15 protein-coding genes are annotated in these 19,323 nt (G+C 66.4%); 7 read left to right on the top strand and 8 right to left on the bottom strand.

The annotated features are described in order from the left end of the window. Positions 1-63: 63 nt before the first annotated feature. Positions 64-480, top strand: coding sequence for a hypothetical protein (locus tag ACN4F8_RS20370; protein WP_419475241.1), 417 nt, complete (start codon positions 64-66; stop codon positions 478-480). A 20-nt stretch (positions 481-500) separates the two neighbouring features. Here ACN4F8_RS20370 and ACN4F8_RS20365 read toward each other — a convergent pair whose 3' ends face one another. From ACN4F8_RS20365 to ACN4F8_RS20345, 5 genes are all read right to left on the bottom strand, one after another. After that, entirely contained in the window at positions 501-752 is a 252-nt protein-coding gene (locus ACN4F8_RS20365; RefSeq protein WP_419475240.1) for a hypothetical protein, read from the bottom strand. Positions 753-831: 79 nt separating this feature from the next. After that, positions 832-1,329 carry a GAF domain-containing protein gene (locus ACN4F8_RS20360; RefSeq protein WP_419475239.1) on the bottom strand — a complete coding sequence of 166 codons (498 nt, stop codon included), beginning with the start codon at positions 1,327-1,329 and terminating at the stop codon, positions 832-834. 141 nt (positions 1,330-1,470) lie between these two features. Next, positions 1,471-2,451: a glucokinase gene (glk, locus tag ACN4F8_RS20355; RefSeq protein ID WP_419475238.1), complete on the bottom strand. Its 981-nt coding sequence runs from the start codon at positions 2,449-2,451 to the stop codon at positions 1,471-1,473. Between the two features lie 23 nt (positions 2,452-2,474). Continuing rightward, a complete protein-coding gene (locus ACN4F8_RS20350) occupies positions 2,475-2,669 on the bottom strand; it encodes a DUF2905 domain-containing protein (RefSeq protein ID WP_419475237.1) in 195 nt (64 codons plus the stop codon). Positions 2,670-2,671: 2 nt separating this feature from the next. Further along, a complete protein-coding gene (locus ACN4F8_RS20345) occupies positions 2,672-3,784 on the bottom strand; it encodes a class I SAM-dependent methyltransferase (RefSeq protein ID WP_419475236.1) in 1,113 nt (370 codons plus the stop codon). A gap of 29 nt (positions 3,785-3,813) precedes the next feature. On the opposite strand from ACN4F8_RS20345, the gene ACN4F8_RS20340 reads away from it, so the two are divergent. From ACN4F8_RS20340 to ACN4F8_RS20325, 4 genes are read left to right on the top strand one after another with little or no spacing between them, the layout of a single operon-like run. Next, positions 3,814-4,605 carry an SDR family oxidoreductase gene (locus ACN4F8_RS20340; protein ID WP_419475235.1) on the top strand — a complete coding sequence of 264 codons (792 nt, stop codon included), beginning with the start codon at positions 3,814-3,816 and terminating at the stop codon, positions 4,603-4,605. Between the two features lie 15 nt (positions 4,606-4,620). Next, positions 4,621-4,995: a dihydroneopterin aldolase gene (locus tag ACN4F8_RS20335; protein WP_419475234.1), complete on the top strand. Its 375-nt coding sequence runs from the start codon at positions 4,621-4,623 to the stop codon at positions 4,993-4,995. A gap of 8 nt (positions 4,996-5,003) precedes the next feature. Continuing rightward, the gene (ttcA, locus tag ACN4F8_RS20330) at positions 5,004-5,927 is read left to right on the top strand and encodes a tRNA 2-thiocytidine(32) synthetase TtcA (RefSeq protein ID WP_419475233.1); all 924 of its coding nucleotides are present in this window, start codon (positions 5,004-5,006) and stop codon (positions 5,925-5,927) included. A 41-nt stretch (positions 5,928-5,968) separates the two neighbouring features. Next, complete coding sequence (locus ACN4F8_RS20325) at positions 5,969-6,667, top strand: hypothetical protein (protein ID WP_419475232.1); 699 nt, start codon at positions 5,969-5,971, stop codon at positions 6,665-6,667. Positions 6,668-6,691: 24 nt separating this feature from the next. Here ACN4F8_RS20325 and ACN4F8_RS20320 read toward each other — a convergent pair whose 3' ends face one another. After that, on the bottom strand, positions 6,692-9,061 hold the full coding sequence (locus tag ACN4F8_RS20320) for a PAS domain-containing protein (RefSeq protein WP_419475231.1): 2,370 nt from the start codon (positions 9,059-9,061) through the stop codon (positions 6,692-6,694). Between the two features lie 105 nt (positions 9,062-9,166). Here ACN4F8_RS20320 and ACN4F8_RS20315 point away from each other — a divergent pair, with 105 nt between their 5' ends. Both ACN4F8_RS20315 and ACN4F8_RS20310 read left to right on the top strand, forming a co-directional pair. Beyond that, entirely contained in the window at positions 9,167-9,817 is a 651-nt protein-coding gene (locus tag ACN4F8_RS20315; RefSeq protein ID WP_419475230.1) for a histidine phosphatase family protein, read from the top strand. Beyond that, a complete protein-coding gene (locus ACN4F8_RS20310; RefSeq protein ID WP_419475229.1) occupies positions 9,810-10,979 on the top strand; it encodes a DSD1 family PLP-dependent enzyme in 1,170 nt (389 codons plus the stop codon). The genes ACN4F8_RS20315 and ACN4F8_RS20310 overlap by 8 nt, the downstream gene beginning before the upstream one ends. Before the next feature lie 7 nt (positions 10,980-10,986). Here ACN4F8_RS20310 and ACN4F8_RS20305 read toward each other — a convergent pair whose 3' ends face one another. After that, positions 10,987-17,094 (bottom strand): Hpt domain-containing protein, encoded by a 6,108-nt coding sequence (locus ACN4F8_RS20305; protein WP_419475228.1) that lies wholly within the window; start codon positions 17,092-17,094, stop codon positions 10,987-10,989. Between the two features lie 32 nt (positions 17,095-17,126). Next, the gene (locus ACN4F8_RS20300; RefSeq protein WP_419475265.1) at positions 17,127-19,319 is read right to left on the bottom strand and encodes a methyl-accepting chemotaxis protein; all 2,193 of its coding nucleotides are present in this window, start codon (positions 19,317-19,319) and stop codon (positions 17,127-17,129) included. Positions 19,320-19,323 lie beyond the last annotated feature (4 nt).

Genomic DNA, 19,323 nt, shown 5'->3' with positions numbered 1-19,323 from the left:
ATTGCCCCGCCTGTGGGCAGGGCTGGCAGGGCTGTGACACCATGCGGCGATCAGGAGCCCACCATGACCGCTCGCAACCCCCTCAACCGCCCCCTGGCCGACGGCATCCAGCGGGTGGGCTTTCGCAAGTGGTACGAGCGTGAGCTGCTGTCGAGCCACGCGCACATGGCGCTGGCGCTGATTTCGGCGGTGGCCATGATGGCCAGCTTCGAAGCGTTTCGCGGCGCCAGCGTGAGCGAAAAACTCATGAACACCGCCTTCGTGCTGGTGTGCGCGGCCATCGCGCTGTGGTCCATGCGCCGCTATTTGTATTTGCTCATGCACGCCGAAGAAATGGCCAACCAGGCCAACTGCGCCCAGTGCCAGGCCTACGGTCTGCTCAAATTGCAAGAGGTGGATGACCGGCGCCTGGCGGCCCAGCGGCTGGTGCCGGTGTGCTGCAAGCGCTGCGGCTTTCAGTGGAACCTGCAGGACGACTGAATCGTCCCTGCCGTGAGGGGTCAGCCGAACACCGAGTCGCTCTCGGCGTGCGCGCTGCCCACAAACACCCGCAGCACGGTGCCCTCCCCGTCGAGCTCCCACAAACGGCCCTGCACGGTGAACTGGCGCCCACCGAGGCGGAACACATCGCCCGGCACCGGCGCCACCCCATGGCCGCGCCAGAAGTCGGGAACGGCCAGTGAACTGCGGCGCATCCAGGTCTGGTCTTCGGGGTTGAACACAAGAGCGATGCGCAAGGCGGGCGGGTTCATGAGGGCTCCTTGGGTGGGGAAGGACGCGGACACGAACACAGCTTAGCGCAGCGGGCCACGGCAGCCCGCAGGGATGGTTTCAGGCGAGCACGGCGGCGGTCATCAGCTGGTCCACCACCAGCGAGCGCAGGGCGCCCAGGGTCTGCATCTCGGCGGGTTCAAAGTGCCGGGGCTCGCTGTCAAGGAGGCACAAGGTGCCCACCACCTCGCCACCCGGCAACTCCAGTGGCGCGCCCGCGTAAAAGCGGATGTGCGGATCGCCGAGCACCAACGGGTTGTCCATGAAGCGAAGATCGTCCAGCGCGTCGGGCACGACCATGGTGTCGGATGTCAGGATGGCGTGGCCGCAGAAGGCGACATCGCGCGAGGTCTCGCACACGTCCAGGCCAACGCTGGCCTTGAACCACTGGCGGTCGTTGTCCACCAGCGAGATCAGCACCATGGGCACATTGAACTCGGCGGCCGCGAACTCGACGATGCTGTTGTAGCGCTCTTCGGCGGGCGTATCGAGCACGAGCAAATCGCGCAAGGCCTTCAGACGCGCATCTTCGTTGTCGGGGATGGGGGCGGGGATCATGGTGAACCTTGAACGACGGCGGGCCGCGGCTTGTCTCCAAGCCAATGTTCCCTCACTGTCACAGCACCGGCTCGATCTGTCTGCCGGGAGAGCTGGACTGTGCAGGCCTTCAGGCAAGCCGCTGGTCGGCGGATCAGCGGATCAGCGCAGCGCAGCGAGCGCGCGTGCTGCGCCCAGCAGGGCCGGCGACTGGTCGGACGTGATCACCCACACGGGGATGTCTTTGAGGTAGCCCTGAAAACGGCCCTTGGCCTCGAAGCGCTGGCGAAACGGCGAGGTGTCGAACCAGCTGCCCAGGCGCGGCACGATGCCGCCGCCGATGTACACCCCGCCGCGCGCACCCAGTGTGAGCGCCAGGTTGCCCGCCACCGAGCCCAGCATCGCGCACAGCATGTTGAGCGCTTCCAGCGCCTGGGGCTGGCGCGCTTTCAAGGCGGCGTCGGTCACCGCGGCCGCCGAACTCAGGCCACTCAGGGCCACACCGTCGGCCTCGCACAGCAGCGTGAACGCGTCCACCAAACCCTGACCGCTGCACAGCCGCTCGGCCGAGGCGCGGCCGTGCAGCCGCGCAAGCCCGTCCATCACCAGCCGCTCGCGCGCGCTCACGGCCGGCAAGGTCACATGGCCGCCCTCGCCCTCCAGCGGCACCCAGCCACCCGCACCATCGGGCACCAGACCGGAGACCCCCAGGCCCGTGCCCGCGCCGAGCAAGGCCCGGGCCTTGTCGGGCTGGCCCACGCCCCCACCCACCTGACGCAGCTCGCCAGCCGGCAGATCGGGCAGCGCCAGCGCCAGGGCGGTGAAGTCGTTGAGCAGGCGCAGGTGGGCCAGGCCGAACTCGGCCTTCAGCGCCGCCTGCGAAAACGCCCAGTGGTGGTTGGTCATGCGGACCTGGTCACCGGTGATGGGGTTGGCGATGGCGATGGCCGCCATGGCCGGCCGGCCGCGCCCCAGACCCGCCAGGTAGGCGTGCATGGCGGTCTGCAGCGTGGGGAAGTCGGCGGCGGGCAACACGCGCACATCGGTCAGGGGTGCGCCGGCATCGGCCTGCCACGCAAACCGGGCGTTGGTGCCGCCCACATCGGCGAGCAATCGGCCGGTTTCGAGAACGTCAGGGGACATGGCGGTGGGCCTCCGTGGGTGCTTCAGACCAGGTGGCTGATGAGGCTGGCCAGCATGCTCAGCACGATGGTGGTGGCGAATGGCAGGTTCCAGTCGCGCCCGAAGGCCTTGAAGCGCACGTCACCCGGCAGCCGGCCAAAACCCAGCCGGCGCAGCATCGGCGTGAACCAGCTGATGAGCAGCAGGGCCAGGAAGATGACGATCATCCAGCGGATCATGCTCAGAGCCTGTGGGTGCGGTCGCCGGCCGAAAAACCCAGGGGCAGCCAGCCCTGCGCGCTGGCGGCGGGGGCCAGCGCGATGACCTTGAACAGCTCGCCCATCTCGTGTTCGTTGAGCAGCTTCTGCATCATCGCGTTCTGCCGCACATCGGCGGCCTGGGCCAGTGTCAGCAGACCGCAGTTCAGCAGAAAGCGGCCCTGGCTGGTGTAGCCCATCACTTGCAGGCCTGCGTCCTGCGCGGTCAGGGCAATGCCGGTGAAGTTCACATGCGCTGTGATGTCCTTCTGGCCCACGTCAGCCAGTGGGTTGCTGTCGCTCTGGTGCGCGCGGTGGCAGATCAGCGTGCCCATGTGGCGCTGCGGGTGGAAGTACTCGGCCTCGGGGAAACCGTAGTCGAGAAAAAACGCCGCGCCGCGCTGCAGCCGGTCGGCCAGGGTGCGCACAAAGGCCTCGGCCTGCGGGTGGATCTCGGTCACATAGTCGTGCTCACCGGGCACCTCCAGCGGCGGGCGCGAGTCGGTGGGTCGGTCGGCCCAGACCAGCCGGTCTTCGTGCCGCGCCACGCCGCGCTCGAACCATTCGCCGCCCACACGCGCCAGCAGCTGCACCGGCATCGCATCGAGCACCTCGTTGCCCAGCACCACGCCGGCCATGCGTTCGGGCAATGCGTCGGCCCAGTGCACCACATCGGCGTGCTCGGCCAGTGTGGCGCGCTGGCGCTCGCGCAGGCTGCCCGAAAGATCGACGATGGTGTAACGGCGCAGCGGGCGTCCTTGGGCGGTCAGGGCCTCGATGACCTGCAGCGCCAGCGCACCGGTGCCGGCGCCGAACTCCCACACGGCATCGGTGCCGGTGGCGTCCAGCGCCTGGGCCACCTGGCGGGCCAGGGTGTGGCCAAAGAGCGGCGTGAGTTCGGGCGCGGTCACGAAGTCGCTGCCGCCCTGCGGCGTGTGGCCGAACTTGGCCGAGGCATTGGCGTAGTAGCCCAAACCGGGCTCGTACAAGGCCATGGCCATGAAGTGGTCGAACGGCAACCAGCCCCCGGCTTGTGCGATGGCCCCGACCACCCGCGCGAGGAGGTCGCTCGTTAAACTCACCGGTTCTGTTGCCATGGGGGTCTGCACCCCCGGATTGTCGCCCAATGCCCTCCTCTGAGTCCCCCACCACCGTGGCCGCGCGCACCGTGCTCGTGACCGGCGCGGGCAAGCGCCTGGGCCGCGAGATCGCGCTCACGCTGGCGCGCGCCGGCTGGAACGTGGCCGTGCACCACCGCCACTCGGTGACCGATGCGCAGCAGACCGTCGCCGACTGCAACGCCCTCACCGGCCGCGCGAACAGCGCCGCCCCCTTCTTCGCCGATCTGGCCAATGAGACGAGCGTGCGCGCGCTGCTGCCGGCCGTGGTGGCGCACTTCGGGCAGATCGACGCGGTGGTCAACAGCGCCTCCACCTTCGAGAACGACAGCGCCGAGAGCTTCGGCTTCGCGGCCATGGAAACCCACCTGCGCGCCAACACCGGCGCTGCCGTGCTGCTGGCCCAGGCGCTGCACGCGCACCTGAGCCAGCGCGACGCCCGCGGCGCCGTGGTCAACCTGCTCGACCAGAAGCTCTGGAACATGAACCCCGACTTCTTCAGCTACACGCTCTCCAAGGCTGCGCTGGAAGCCGCCAACACCATGCTCGCGCTGGCACTCGCCCCGCGCGTGCGCGTGGTGGGCGTGGCGCCCGGCCTCACGCTCACCAGCCACCTGCTCAGCGACGAGCAGTTCGCAGCACTCCACCAGCAGTCGCCGCTGGGCCGTTCGTCAACACCCGACGACGTGGCCGCCACCGTGGCCTTCGCGCTGAGCAACCAGTCCATCACCGGCACCACGCTGCTGGTGGACGGTGGCCAGCACCTCATGCGCTTCGAGCGCGATTTTTCGCTCATGTAACCCGGACCGACGCCCATGACCGCCACCTACGCCGGCACACAAATCCTCGCACTCACCGGCCTGCGCTTCAACGCCAATCTGGGCATCCTCGACCACGAAAAATCGGCACCGCAGCCGATCCAGGTGGACGCCGAGCTCAACCAGGGCACGCAGCCCCTGCTGCCGCACGACGACGACATCGGCCACGTGCTCGACTACCGCAAGGTGCGCCAGCTCATCATCGACGAGTGCACCGCCGAACACGTGAACCTGCTGGAGAGCCTGATCGGCAAACTCACCCGCCGCCTGATGCAGATGCCCGGCGTGATCGGCGTGCGCGTGAAGATCGCCAAGCTGGAAATTTTTGACGACTGCGAGGTCGCGATCCGCATGGAAAGCGGTCAGTGGTGAGAACACCCATGAACACCGAACACGAAAACCACAAACTCGAAAAACGCCTGTGCCGCGAGGTCGGCCGCGCGATCGTGGACTTCAACATGATCGAGGAAGGCGACCGCGTGATGGTCTGCCTCTCGGGCGGCAAGGACAGCTACGCCATGCTCGACATCCTGCAGAAGCTGCAGGCGCGCGCGCCGATCCACTTCGAGATGATCGTGGTCAACCTCGACCAGAAGCAGCCCGGTTTTCCGGCCGACATCCTGCCGGCCTACCTCACGAAACTGGGCGTGAAGTTCCACATCGAGAACCAGGACACCTACTCCATCGTCAAGCGCGTGATCCCCGAGGGCAAGACCATGTGCAGCCTGTGCTCGCGGTTGCGCCGCGGCATCCTGTACCGCGTGGCCAGCGAGCTGGGGGCGACCAAGATCGCGCTGGGCCACCACCGCGACGACATCCTGCAGACCCTGTTGCTCAACATGTTTTTTGGCGCCAAGCTCAAGGGCATGCCGCCCAAGCTGGTGAGCGACGACGGGCAGCATGTGGTGATTCGCCCCATGGCCTATGTGGCCGAGAAGGACCTCACGCGCTGGGCCGAAGTGCGTGAATTTCCCATCATTCCGTGCACGCTGTGCGGCAGCCAGGAAAACCTGCAGCGCAAGCAGGTGGGCCTGATGCTGAAAGACTGGGAGAAGCGTTTTCCGGGCCGCGTGGAAAACATGTTTTCTGCGCTGCAGAACATCGTGCCCAGCCATTTGATGGACCGCTCGCTGTTCCCGTTCCAGACCATCCGCGCCACCGGTGAGGCCAGCGAGGACGGCGACAAGGCGTTTGATGACGAGCCGCTGCCCAGCGCGGTGCCGCCCCTCTTGTCAGACGAGCCAGACACGCCGGGGAACGCAAGCACCACGCGCACGGTCATATCGATTTCGACGGCGTACTGAAGGCATCGGGCCTGGCGCGTGCCGCTCTCCAAGGAGACTTCATGACGACACCGACTTCCCACCGCCCCTGGGCCAGCCTGTTCAGGGCGGCCGCTGCCGCAGGTGCACTGCTCGCCCTCAGCGGTTGCGCCAGCGTGTTCCTGGTGGACAACCAGGTGCAGAGCTACGCGCGCTGGGCCGATCGGCCCACCCCGAGCGGCGCGACGACTCCCATTCCGCAGGCGCCGCAGGTGTACCGCTTCGACCGTTTGCCCTCGCAGCAGGACAGCCGCTCTGGCGCTGGTCAGGACGAACTGGAAAAACTGGCCGCCATCGCGCTGGCCAAGGTGGGCTGGACGCCCGCCGCAGCAGGCGTCACCGCGCCCTGGACGGTGGAGGTCAGCGGCGCCACCTTGCGCTTGCCACGCGCGCCGTGGGAGAGCCCGTTTGATGGCTACTGGGGTGGTGGTTTTGGGCACGGCTTTGGATTCCCGGGGCGCGACTACGTGGTCACAGGCACTGGCCAGATCGTCTATGCCCCGCTCTTCCTGCGCATGGACACGCCCTACTACCAGCGCGAGGTGTCGCTGGTGATCCGCCACGCGGCCAGCGGGCGGGTGGTGTACGAGACCCGCGCGGCGCACGATGGCCGCTGGAACAGTTCGAACCCTTTGTGGATGGCGATGCTGGATGCGGCGCTGCGCGATTTCCCGGCGCCACCGGCCGGGCTGCGGCAGGTCAACATCGAAGTGCCGCGCTGAGCGGCTGATGGCCCGGGCGGGCCTTCAGCCCCCCGACTCCAGCAGGCCGCGAATGGCCTCACCCAGCGCGTCCATGCTGTCCTGTTTGCCCATCACGTCGCTCACACCGGCTGCGCTGGCATCGGTCAACAGACGGTCGTTCACATGCCCAGAAATGATGGCGATCTTGAGCCTGGGTCGCAGTCGGTGGATCTCGATGGCGGTTTCCACACCCGAGAGCCCCGGCATGTTCTGGTCGCTCACCACCAGGTCCACGCTCACTTCGGGGTGCTTTCGCATCCAGTCGATGGCCGCCTCACCCGACTCAAAGGTGGTGGCCTGGTGGCCCTGCTTGCGCAGCAGGCGCCCGACCAGAAACACCAGCGCCTCGTAGTCGTCGATGTAGACCACGTGCTTGCCGGGCAGCGGGGCGGCGGCGGGTGTGGATGACACCTCTGCCGTGATGGCCGGCGTGTCCGCCACCTCGGCGGCCGCAGCCAGCGGCAGGTACACGTCAAAGCGCGTGCCTTCGCCGGGCTGGGAATGCAGGTCGATGGCGCCGCGATGCGCTTTGACAATGCCGTGCACCACCGCCAGGCCCAGGCCGGTGCCGGCGCCGGGCGCCTTGGTGGTGAAAAACGGCTCGAAGATGCGGCGCTGCGTCTCGAGATCGATGCCCGGGCCGTTGTCTGCCACGCTCAGGCACGCATAGGCACCGCTGGACAAGCCGCCGAGCTGCAAGGCCTGCGAGGCGTCCAGCTGCACCTCGCGCAGCGCGACCGTGATGTCGCCCGATCCGCCCTCCATGGACTGCCAGGCGTTGGTGCACAGGTTCATGAGCACCTGCTGCATTTGCGTGGCGTCGGCCAGCACCTGCATGCCTTGCGATGGCAGACGCGTGACCAGCTTGAGGCCGGCGGGCAGCAACGATCGCATCAAACCAAGTGCTTCTTCCACCAGCGGCTTGAGTGGCTGGCGCTGCATTTCCTGCGTCTGGCGCCGGCTGAAGGTCAGGATCTGCTGCACCAGCTGGCGCGCCCGGATCGCCGCGCGGCTGATTTCGTTCAGGCTTTCCTGCGCAGGATGGTGTTGGCCTACGTCTTCTCGCGCCAGCACCAGGTTGCCCAGAATGGCGGCGAGCAGGTTGTTGAAGTCGTGCGCCACACCACCGGCCAACGTGCCGATGGCCTCCATTTTTTGCGATTCGCGCAACTGCACTTCAAGCGCATGCTGCTGGGCTTCGGCTTGCTTGAGCTCGGTGATGTCGGTGTGGGTGCCCACCATGCGCAGAGGTTGGCCGCTGTCGTCGCGCGCGATCACCACGCCGCGCGACAGCACCCACTTCCAGCGCCCGTCCTTGCAGCGGATGCGGTGCTCGTTGCGATAGACCGGCACGAGGCCGTCAAAGTGGGCCTGGCGATCCAACTGCATCTGGGCCATATCGTCGGGGTGGGTGCGGGCGTCGAGTTCGGCCGAGAGGTTGGCAATGTCGTCGTCGGCATACCCGAACATCGCCTTGATGCTGCTGGAGAAGAACTCTTCACCGGTGCGGATGTTCCAGTCCCACACGCCATCCCCCGCACTCTCCAGCGCCAGCTTCCAGAGCGTTTCACTGGCGTGCAAGGCGGCTTCGGCCTCCTTGCGGTCGGTGATGTCGAGCAGCACGCCCACACGCCGGGTGCCTTCGCTGTCGAACTCCACGGCGCTGGATCGTTTGTAGATCCATTTGATGCGGCCGTCGGGCATCACGACACGGAACTCCTTCGACAGGCTCACCGGGGCACGCATCACGGCGTCAACTTCAAGGTCCAGGTCGTGGGCGTCGTCGGGGTGGCGGTACCGGGTGATCAGCATCGGGTCGCGCAGCAAGTCCTCGGGGGCGAACTCGTAGATATCACGCACCCCCGAACTCACAAAATGGTAGGTGCGCGGCCCCTGGCGCGGCTGGTACAGCGAGAAGACCATCCCGGGCATCTGGTCGGTGACGAGTTTGAGCTGCTCCTGGCTCTGGCGCAGCGCTTCCTGCACCCGGATGCGGTCGGTGATGTCCTCGACCGTCCCTTCAAAAAACAGCACCTGACCCGAACCGTCGCGCACCACATGCGCGTTCTCGCTGATCCACACCCGGTCTCGGGTTTTGTGGCGCCAGATCTCGGACACGAAGCCCTTGACGAAACCATCGCGAATCAAGGTGGCCACAAATTCCGCACGCCGCCCCGGCTGCACATACCACTCGGTGGCGATGTCTCTCACGCCCATGAGCAACTGCGCTTCATCGTCGTACCCGTTAAGCCGCACCAGCGCCTGGTTGGCGCGCAGCATCAGTCCGTCGGGCGAGCTGCGGTAGGCCCCGATCGGCAGAAAACTGAACAGGGTTGAAAAATCCCCGTCGGACGGAGATGGCGACAGCGTCATGCCTCGGATTGTCTCGCATACCCCGTGTTTTCAAGGCTTGCATCGCCCGCGAGAGTGGCGCCGCCGGTACAGTTGCAGGCTTCCGACCGCCTTCAAGGATCCCCTTTGCAAGTCACCCGCATCCTGGCCGTGCGCCACGGTGAAACCGCCTGGAACCGCGACACCCGTATCCAGGGTCACACCGACATCGAACTCAACGAACATGGCCGCTGGCAGGCCACCCGGCTGGCAGACGCCCTGCGCGACGAACCCATCGACGCCTGCCATGCCAGCGACCTGCTGCGTGCCCTGGAGACCGCGCAAGCGGTGGCCCGCACCCGGGGCCAGAACGTCACCACACACACCGGCCTGCGCGAACGCTGCTTCGGGCGCTTTGAAGGCCACACCTGGGCCGAGCTGGAACATCGCTTCCCTGAAGAATCGCTGGCCTGGCGCAAGCGCGTCCCCGACTTCGCGCCCACTGGTGGCGAGTCGCTGTTGCAGCTCGAGGCGCGCGTCGTGTCCACCGTGCAGGAGATCGCCGCGCGCCACCCTGGCGAGCAGATTCTCATGGTGGCGCACGGCGGCGTGCTGGACATCCTGTACCGCGCCGCCACGCGCCTGGGCTTGCAGGCGCCACGCAGTTGGGAGCTGACCAACACCGCCATCAACCGCCTGCTGTGGTCGCCCGAAGGCCTGAGTCTGGTGGGCTGGGCCGACGCCGGCCATCTGCAATCCGAACACGGCAAGACCACCCTGGATGAACGCCATGCATGAATCCGCACCATGGACGCGCTGGCACCGCGCGCAGGCCTGGATCGGCCATGGCGTGGCGGCCATCGACACACCATCACTGGTGATCGACCTCGACGCCATGGACCGCAACCTCGCGCGCATGGCCGCCTTTACCGCCGAACGCGGCCTGCGCCTGCGACCCCACGCCAAGATGCACAAGAGCGCCGAACTGGCGCAGTTGCAGATGGCCCATGGCGCGGTGGGCGTGTGCGTGCAGAAGACCGACGAAGCGCTGGCGCTGGCCCATGCTGGCGTGCGCAACATCTACATCAGCAACGAAGTGATCGCTGCGCCCAAACTGCTGCGCCTGGCACAGGCGGTGCGCGACCTGCCCACCCGCTTTTCCATCGCGGTCGACAGCACGCTGGGCGTGACGCGCCTGGCGCAAGCCTTGCACGCCGCCGGTGTGGATGCGCCTGCCAGCCTGGACGTGCTGGTGGAAATCGACGTGGGCCAAGGTCGCTGCGGCGTGGCGCCGGGCGCTGCGGCGGTGGCGCTGGTCCAGGCGATCGCCGCAAGCCCGGCGCTGCGCTTTGCCGGGCTGCAGGCTTACCACGGCGGCGCGCAGCACCGCCGCACGGCGGCAGAGCGCGCCGAGGCCATGGCCGCAGCCACCCGCGCCGTGCAAGCCACCTGCCACACCTTGCAAACCGCCGGCTTCCCGGTGCCGCTGGTCACTGGTGCGGGCACCGGCACCTTCTCGCTGGAGGCCGGCAGCGGCGTGTGGGGCGAACTGCAAGCGGGCTCCTATCTGTTCATGGACGCCGACTACGCCAGCAACGAAGCCACCCCGCTGGCTCCCGTGTTTGAACACGCCCTGTTCGTGAAAAGCCAGGTGATGAGCCTCAACGCCGCTCACGCGGTGTGCGACGCGGGCCACAAGAGCCACGCCATCGACAGCGGCATGCCCAGCGTGTGGTTTCCGCCCGGGTTGAACTACAGCAGCGGCGGCGACGAGCACGGCGTGTTGCGCGCCGAAGGCAGTGCACCCCTGCCGGCCCTGGGCGAGGTGGTCTGGCTGGTGCCGGGGCACTGCGACCCCACGGTCAACCTGCACGACTTCATGGTCGGTGTGCGCGGCGGGCTGGCCGCCGGTCAGGTGGAACGCATCGTCCGCGTGGACGCGCGGGGCTGCCTGGGCTGAAGGCGGTTCAGGCCTCGACCGCGGCTTTGGCGTAGTGGCCGATCAGGGCCAGCAACTCGTCCTCGGAGTACGGCTTGCCGAGGTAGTGATCCACACCCAGGTCGCGGGCGTGCTCGCGGTGTTTCTCCGCGATGCGCGACGTGATCATGATCACCGGCAAATCCGCCAGCCGCGCATCGTTGCGGATGTTGCGCACGAGGTCGAAGCCATCCATGCGCGGCATCTCGATATCGGACAACACCACGGTGGGCCTCTCGGCCTGCAGCTTCTCAAGTGCCTGCAGACCATCGGCTGCCAGCGTGACCCGGTAACCCTCGCGCTGCAACAGGCGTTGGGTCACACGACGAACGGTGATGGAGTCGTCCACCACCAGCACCAGCGGCACGGCATTGACCGCCATGTCCACCGGCGCCGGTGTGTCCGCAGGCATGGACTGCACTGCGTGCTGCCGGCTCGCCACCCAGCCGCGCACCTGCTCGCCGTACACCGTGGCCAGGGCCACCGGGTTGTAAATCAGGGCCACGGCACCCGATGCCAGCACCGACATGCCCGCCAGACCGGGCAGACGCGACAACTGCGAGCCCAGGTTTTTCACCACGACTTCCTGGTTGCCCAGGACCTCGTCCACGTGCATGGCCATGCGCTGTGCAGCGCTTCGGAAAATCATCACCGGCAGCGTGCGGCCCTTGTTCTCCAGCGATTGCACCGACGACTGCAGCAAAGCCCCAGCCCAGAAGAACGGAACCTCTTCGCCCGCCACCGTGAGTGACCCGCTGGCATAGGCCTTGTTGAGTTCGTCGGCGCTCACGCGGCGCACCAGCTCCACCAGGTTGGACGGCACGCCCAAGGTGAGAGCGCCCGCGCGCAGCATCACCACCTGCGTCACGGCGGTGGTCAGCGGCAGCACCAGCTTGAAGTTGGTGCCCTGCCCGGCCTGGGTGGCGGTTTCAATCCGGCCACCGAGTGCCACCACGTCGTTGCGCACCACATCCATGCCGATGCCCCTGCCGGCCAGTTCGGAGACTTCACGCGCGGTGCTGATGCCGGGCTCGAACACGAGTTGCGCGGCGTGCGCATCGCTGATCTCTGCACCCATGTCGATCAAGCCCTGGGCTGCAGCCTTCTCGCGCAGGCGCACCAGGTCCAGACCTGCGCCGTCGTCGGCAAAGACAACCGACACGTCATTGAGTTCCTGCGCCAGCGTGATCTCGATCTGACCTTCCGTTGGTTTGCCGGCAGCCGCTCGGGCTTCGGGTGTCTCGATGCCGTGCACCACGCTGTTGCGCAGCAGGTGCTCGAAAGCGGCGGTCATGCGGTCCAGCACGCCACGGTCCATTTCGATATTGCCGCCGGTGATGTCCAGACGCACCTGCTTGCCGGTTTCCTTGGACGCCTGGCGCACCACGCGGTAGAGCCGCTCGGAGATGCCTTCGAATTCCACCATGCGCGTGCGCAACAGATCGCGCTGCAACTCCCGGGTCTGCCGGCCTTGGGCGACCAGGCTGTCTTCGGTCGATTCCACCGCGCGCTGCAGGTTGCGCTGCACGGTGGCCACGTCGTTCACCGACTCCGCCATCATGCGGGTGAGTTCCTGCACCCGGGTGAAGCGGTCGAATTCGAGCGGATCGAACGACTGATCGGCATCGCGCGCCTGAGCCAGCCGCGACTGCATCTGCGTCTCCGCCTGCAGTTCGATGTCGCGCAGCTGAACCCGCAAGCGGTCCAGGTTGCCAGTGAGGTCCTTGAGCGAGCCGCGCAGGGTCACGAGTTCGGACTCCATGCGCGAGCGGGTGATCATCACCTCGCCGGCCTGGTTGACCAGGCGGTCCAGCAGTTCGGGTCGCACCCGCACGGCCGCGCCGGCGCGGGCCTGCAAGGCCGTGGGCGCCACCGGCATGGTGAGCCCCTCCATGCCCCGGCTGGCCACCGCAATGATCGGCTCGCTCCGGATCTCGGTGACATGGGATGGCGCCTCAGGCAGCGGCTCGGTCGTGAGCTGCTCGGGCGCGGTCTGCACCACGTCGTCGGACTCTGGGTCCTGGCTGCGCAGCACATCGAAGCGGGCGCTGATGGCGTCAAACGCGGACTGCAGGGGCTCCAGGTCGGAACCTCGCTGCACGTCGGAGCCCAACCGCTCGGCGGTGGTTTCCATGCGGTGAACCATTTCACCCAGCCGCAGCGCGCCGGCCAGGCGTGCACTGCCCTTAAGGGTGTGCAGATTGCGCAGCACCTCCGACCGGGCACTGCCGTTGTCCGGGCGCGCCACCCACTGGCGCAAGGCGCCTTCGAGCTGAGGCAGCAGTTCTTGAGCCTCTTCCGCGAAGATGGGAAACAGGTCGATATCGATCGTGTCCAGCACGTCGATGTCGTCATCGATGTCCTGCACCGCGGCGTGTTCGATGCGGTGGGTGTCGGCGTGGGGCGCGACAAAATCGATGCTGGTTTCGGCCAGGGCTGGCAGGTCGAAGGCCGTGAGGGGTGCAAAACTTGATGCGGCGTCCTGGTGGGCAAACACCGGCTCTTCGGGCGCGGCGATCTCGACCACGTGCGCCTCGGGCACCGGCGCGTCCACCACAGGCAGAGGCTCGCTCTGCAGCGAGTCCACATCCTGTGAGTCCGCCTCCAGCATGGGCTCGTCGGGCACCGGGTCGTGAACGACCCGGTAGAGCGCATCCATCAGTTGCGCATCCGGCTCCTTGAGGAACCCGGCGGCGAACTGGTGCAGCAGCCGGCGGATGTCTTCGGACGCATCAACAAACAACCGGGCCTGCTCGGCTGTGGCCGTGGCACCCGCCCGCTGGTGAAGTCTCACCGAACCGATGGCATGTTCCAGGGCACGGGCGATGTCGGACAGCGATTGGAATCCGACCGTGGCGGAGCTGCCGGCGAGCGAGTGCGCAAGCGCCTCGGTTTGCTCCGGCACGGGCTCGTGACGCTCCAGCGCCCACTCGGCCAGACCGGTGCACAGGCGGCGCGACCACTCGTCGGCTTCGTTGAGGTACACGTTGTACAGCTTGAGACCGATGCGCAGCGACCCGATCACCCGGGTTTGCTCGTCGGGCATGTCGGTCTCGGTCAGCGCCTCGGCGCCCGCCGCAGGCTCCGCTGCCGCAGGCTCGGGCACCGCAGGCTCAGCCTCTGAAGGCTCGGACACAAGCGGCTCGGGCACCGCATCGTGATCCGTCACTGTCGTGTCTTCGAGCACGGATGCAGCGTCCTCTGGCTCAACCGGAGCCACCGCTTCCGGCAAGGCATCGTTTTGCTCGGCCGGGGCGGCGGCACTTGAGGAGAACGCCGCCAGGCTGCCAAAGTCGATGTCGGCCAACATCGCCTGGGGAGCGGGATGCTCATCCGGGGCTGGCGATGGTTCGAAGTCCAGGAACGCGGTGTCGAGCTGAACGGCCTCTTCCGTGGATTCCTGCGAAGGCTGTTCGCCACCACCGGCGGGTTCGCCAAAGTCCAGGTCGATGCCCTCAAGCCCCACCTCTGCAGGCGCTTCAGGGGCCGGCAAAATGGGCTGTGATTCATGCGAGGACTCACGGGAAGGCTCATGCAAAGCCTCGCTCGGTGAATCTTGCTGAGGGTCGAGTTCTGTCGGGGGTGCCACGACCTCGACCTCAGCCTCGACCTCGGCATGCGCCAGCGGCAGGAAGGTGCCCTGATCACGCATCGCGTCAGCACTGGCTTTGAAAGGCTGCGCCTTCCAGTGCCCTTCGCGCCGAGCCGAGATGTCGTCAACCCACCGTCCAAAGTCGGTCATGGCCTGCCCGGTGAGCGCCAGCAAAGGTTGGCCAGCGGGTCGTTGCTCGGCCAACACGGTGTTGACCAGTTGCTCCATCGACCAGGCGGCCTGACCAAACTCTTCCAAGCCGACCATGCGCGAACTGCCCTTGAGGGTGTGAAACGCACGGCGCAAGGTGGTGAGGTGTTCGAGGTCGCCCGGCTGAGCCTGCAGTTGTGCGATGGCATCCAGACCATTCGCAACGACTTCCCGCGCTTCTTCGAGAAAGATGTCGAGAAGATCGTCTTCGTCGCTCTCTTCGCCGTGATCTTCGCCGGTGGTGTCGGCAAGCTCTTGTTGCCGGTTCGCGAATGAAGCTTCGGACAGTCCCACGAGCGCTTGTGCCCCTGCGGCAACGTCGTTGCCCACCACCGCACCTGCGGCCTCTCGCGCCGCGCGCGCCACCCCTGACTGCTCGGCCAGCGTGGCCTGCTCAGCCAGCGCATCCAGTTGCTGACTCAGATCGACCAGGTTCATGCCGCCCTGGACTTCGTTGACGACCTGCTGCACACCCTCGCTGATGGCGCGGGCTTCGTTCTGCGCCGGCGTGTGGTGCCGATCTGCGGCAACCGCACGTCCCATGAGGGGGAGCAACTCGCCCTTGCCTTCGTCAAACGCAAACAGCTTTCTGGCCAGGTTGGGCTGGTAGTTGAGCATGTCCACCAACAGGCTCATCGCGCTCAGGTTGTTGCCCAACTGCTGGAAGGTTCCGGCTTCGCGCGCCATGGCTTCGTCCACCTCGGTGTCGAGGATCTGCTCGACGGTGGCGCGCATGCGGGTGACGGCATGAACCGCCTGATCCAGCCCCAGCACCGAGAGCACGCCGCGCATTTGGGCCAGCTGCGATACGGCCACGTGCAGACCGGCTTTTTCCTGCGGTGTGCGAAAGAACTGGTCAAGCGATTTCTCAACTTCGCCCAAGGACACCTTGAGTTCACCCACCACGCTGCCCATGGTCTGGCGGTCGCTCACGCGCCGGTACAACTGCTCCATCCACGTGTCCAGCGGCTGCGCGGGTTGCCCGGCCATCACGGCATCCAGCCGATCCGCCAGCGCCTGCGTGCGTTCGGTGAGTTCGGGTGCGCTGGGGTCGAAGTCTTCAAAGGCGGCTTCAAGGTACAGCGTGGTGGTGGCCACTTCCATGGCCAGTTCAGGACTCACGCCGCCGGGCTCGCGCACCGCATGGTCCGCTGCCTTCACCAGGGCTTGGGCCAGCACCGTGCTGGCCGGGTGCAGCTTGAGCAGTGAATCACCGATCAAGCCAAACTGATCGGCCACCTGGCGCGCACGGCTGGCGTCCCCACCGGAATACAACGACCACGCTTCCTTGGCCGCGTTGATGCGCTTTCGCGCCTGTGCGAGAACGGCGGGGTCGTAGCGCCCCAGCGTGGCCACGTGGTAATCCACCGCCGCCACCGAGCCCAGGCCAAAGGCCTGCCTGACCGCTGTCAGCTGCGGTGCCAGTTGAGCGGAAACCTCACGCGGCTGGGCGCAAAAAAACAGGAGGTCGTGCAGCAGGGTTTCGGAAATCTGAGGCTTGCCTTGCGACAGCGTCACAAACTGCATCAGGATTCGCGAGAACGCCCGCTTCACATACACATCGCTGGGCAACAAACGCAGCGCCACCGCCTCAAATAAGCCAGCCGCCACACGCCAGAAAGTTCGGGCGCGGATGTCTGTGGCACCTGCAGACAGGCCGGTGCAGATCTTCACCAGCTGCTGCACGGCCGCCAGACTTTCCGTCTTGACAGCAAGCAACACCAGGCGATCAAACAGGGAGCGGATGGCGGCGTTGCATTCCAGCGGTGCGCAGTCGGTTGGCGCCGCCACATTCAGACCATGGTGGTCAAAAGGCCAGAGATCGGCCGGGTGCACGCGCTCGGCCGCAGCCAGTTCCTGCACCTCACGGTATTGGGAGAACAAGGCCACGGGCTGCACCGGCTTGTTGTTCAAGACCGCTTCGAGGTACTCCACCAACGCAAAACTGGCGCGCTCGACCTTTGCTGCAGCGGCTTCGTTGCAGCTCTGTGGTCGCTGCACAAACCGCTGAACCGCCGCCTCCATGGCGCGCAACACATGCGCTGGCGCACCCAGACCCACCATCTCCAGTGCGCCCACCGCCTGGTGCAAGGACTGGCGCGCCTGGCGCAGCGAAGCCGGATCCACCGCCTGCAGGTCGTCCATGCGCGACTGCTCGGTCTCACGCACGAACCGTCTGATGGCCTTGTTGGCCACATCCAGCGACTTGCGCAACTCCTCGAACACCCACGCCAACGGACCGAGGTCGGCGACAGGTGGGTCCATCTGCAGACTGTCGGTGGCGGTGTCGAGCATGTTGGTCTTGGAGTAAAGGTCCGACTGGGCGATCAGGCGATCTTGAATCGCGACACCGACTGGCGAAGCTCTTCTGCCATGGCGGAGAGTTCGCGCACCTGCTGGGCCGTGGAGCGGGTGCCCTCACCGGTCTGCTCGGTCACGGCAAAAATGTGCTGGATGTTGCCGGCCACCTCGTTGGCCGAATCGGCTTCGCGAGAAGCCGCATTGGAAATCTGCTCGATCAGCTCGGCCAGTCGGCGCGACACGCGGTCGATCTCGGACAGTGCGGTACCGGCGTTGTCGGACAGCTTGGCCCCTTCGACCACACCCTGCGTGGATCGCTCCATGGCGGCCACCGCGTCTTGCGTGTCGGTCTGAATCGCCTTCACCAGCGCCGAGATCTGGCGCGTGGCGTCCGCAGAGCGTTCGGCCAGCCGCTGCACCTCTTCCGCCACCACCGAGAAACCGCGACCAGCTTCACCGGCCGAAGCCGCCTGAATGGCCGCGTTCAACGCCAGCACGTTGGTCTGTTCGGTAATGTCGGAGATCAGCTCGGTGATCTCGCCAATCTCTTGTGACGACTCACCCAGTCGTTTGATGCGTTTGGAGGTTTCCTGGATCTGGTCGCGGATCGAGTTCATGCCGCCGATGGCGTCCTGCACCGCCTGCAAGCCAGACTCGGCGGCTTGCAGCGAAGCGCGGGCCACCGTGGCCGACTCTTGCGCCTGACCCGACACCTGGTTGATTCGCTGCGCCATGTCCAGCACAGACTGACCGGTTTCGCGGATCTCGCGCAGCTGCTCGGTGGAGGCGGCAAGCAGTTCGGTGGAGGTGCTTTCCACCGCCGACGTGGTTTGCGCCACGCGTGTGGCCGTAGCCTGCACGTTGCCCACCAGCGATCGCAGTTCTTCCACCGTGTAGTTCACCGAGTCGGCAATGGCACCGGTGATGTCCTCGGTCACCGTGGCTTCCTGGGTCAGGTCGCCTTCAGCAACCGTCTGCAGTTCGTTCATCAAACGCAAAATGGCGGCCTGGTTGGCGTCGTTCACGCGCTTGGCATCCTGCTCCAGCGACTCGGCTGCCACCCGCTGCGATTCAGCGGTGAGTTGACGCTGGCGGCTTTCCTGCAGCTGCACATAAGCCAGACCACCGGCGCACAGCAGTGCGAACAACGCCGAGAAAAGCAGTGCTCCGAATTCCCCACCGCTCAGACCCGAGCGCGAGGTGAGCTCTGACTGCAGGGTCTGCAGTCCCAGGCGCAAAGGCTCGCTGTCCGCGATGATGCTGGCCTGCGCTTCGCGGGCCGACACCAGGCCCTGCAGGTTGCCCAGAATGGCGCCCGCCTCCACACGCGTCTGTTCGTACAGTTTCAACAAGGCACCCAGGCGCTCGCGCACTTGCTCGTCACGGGCCGCCGCCAGGCGCAGCTCTTCGCTACCACCGAGCAGACCTTCTGCAATCTCCTTGAAGGTGTTCAAGTCCTTGCCCAGCAGGAACACGGCCTCGGGGCTCACGCCTTCCAGCGTCAAAAACTCGTTCGCGGACTTGCCGATGCGCTGCGTCAACATCACCAGCTGACCAGAAGCCGAAATTTCTGCGGCGGGCGCGTTCTGCTGAAGCTTCAACGACGAAATCGTCTCGGCGATCTCCAGCAGGTCCGACGACTGGCGGTTGATGGTGCGCAAGGCGTTGCCGACCTGGGTCAGGATGCTTTCCTGGGCGAGCACTGCAGAGGCGTTGGTTTCTGCAGCGTCGATTCGAGGCAGCAGTTCGTCCAGCCGGGCGGCATAGTCAGGGCCCAAAGCGTCGATGGCGAGCTCGATGTCGCCTTGTTTGAGGCCTCGCAAGCTGCGCGACAACACGTCGGAGCTGTCACGCACTTCGGGGAACGCGGCGGGGCTGCCGATCAACGCCTGCGAAACACTTTTGGCCAGACGCTGCGACTGCATCAGGGCCTGGCCGCTGGCGGCGAGCTGCTGGCTGACCTTTTCGGTCTGACTCAACACGAAGAAGGTGACAGCACCGAGCACGACCAGACCAAAAGCCAGCAGCACGGCGAGCGTGCGCTGGTGTTGCTCTGCAGGGCGGCGCCCCAGCAAGGGCACCGAGATCAAGCCCGACTGGTCGCCCCCGTCTTCGTCGTCGGACAACAGCAGGTTGCCGGAAAAGTCATCTGCTTGAGGGTCCGGAGCCAATCGGGCTGCCGCCAACTCGGCGGCCTCCTGATCGCTCACCGCGTGCAGGTCG

It is taken from the genome of Hydrogenophaga sp. (assembly GCF_048549895.1).
GTDB lineage: Bacteria > Pseudomonadota > Gammaproteobacteria > Burkholderiales > Burkholderiaceae_C > Hydrogenophaga.
Note: the sequence above shows the minus strand (reverse complement) of the source record. Positions and strands in the feature narration are given on the sequence as shown.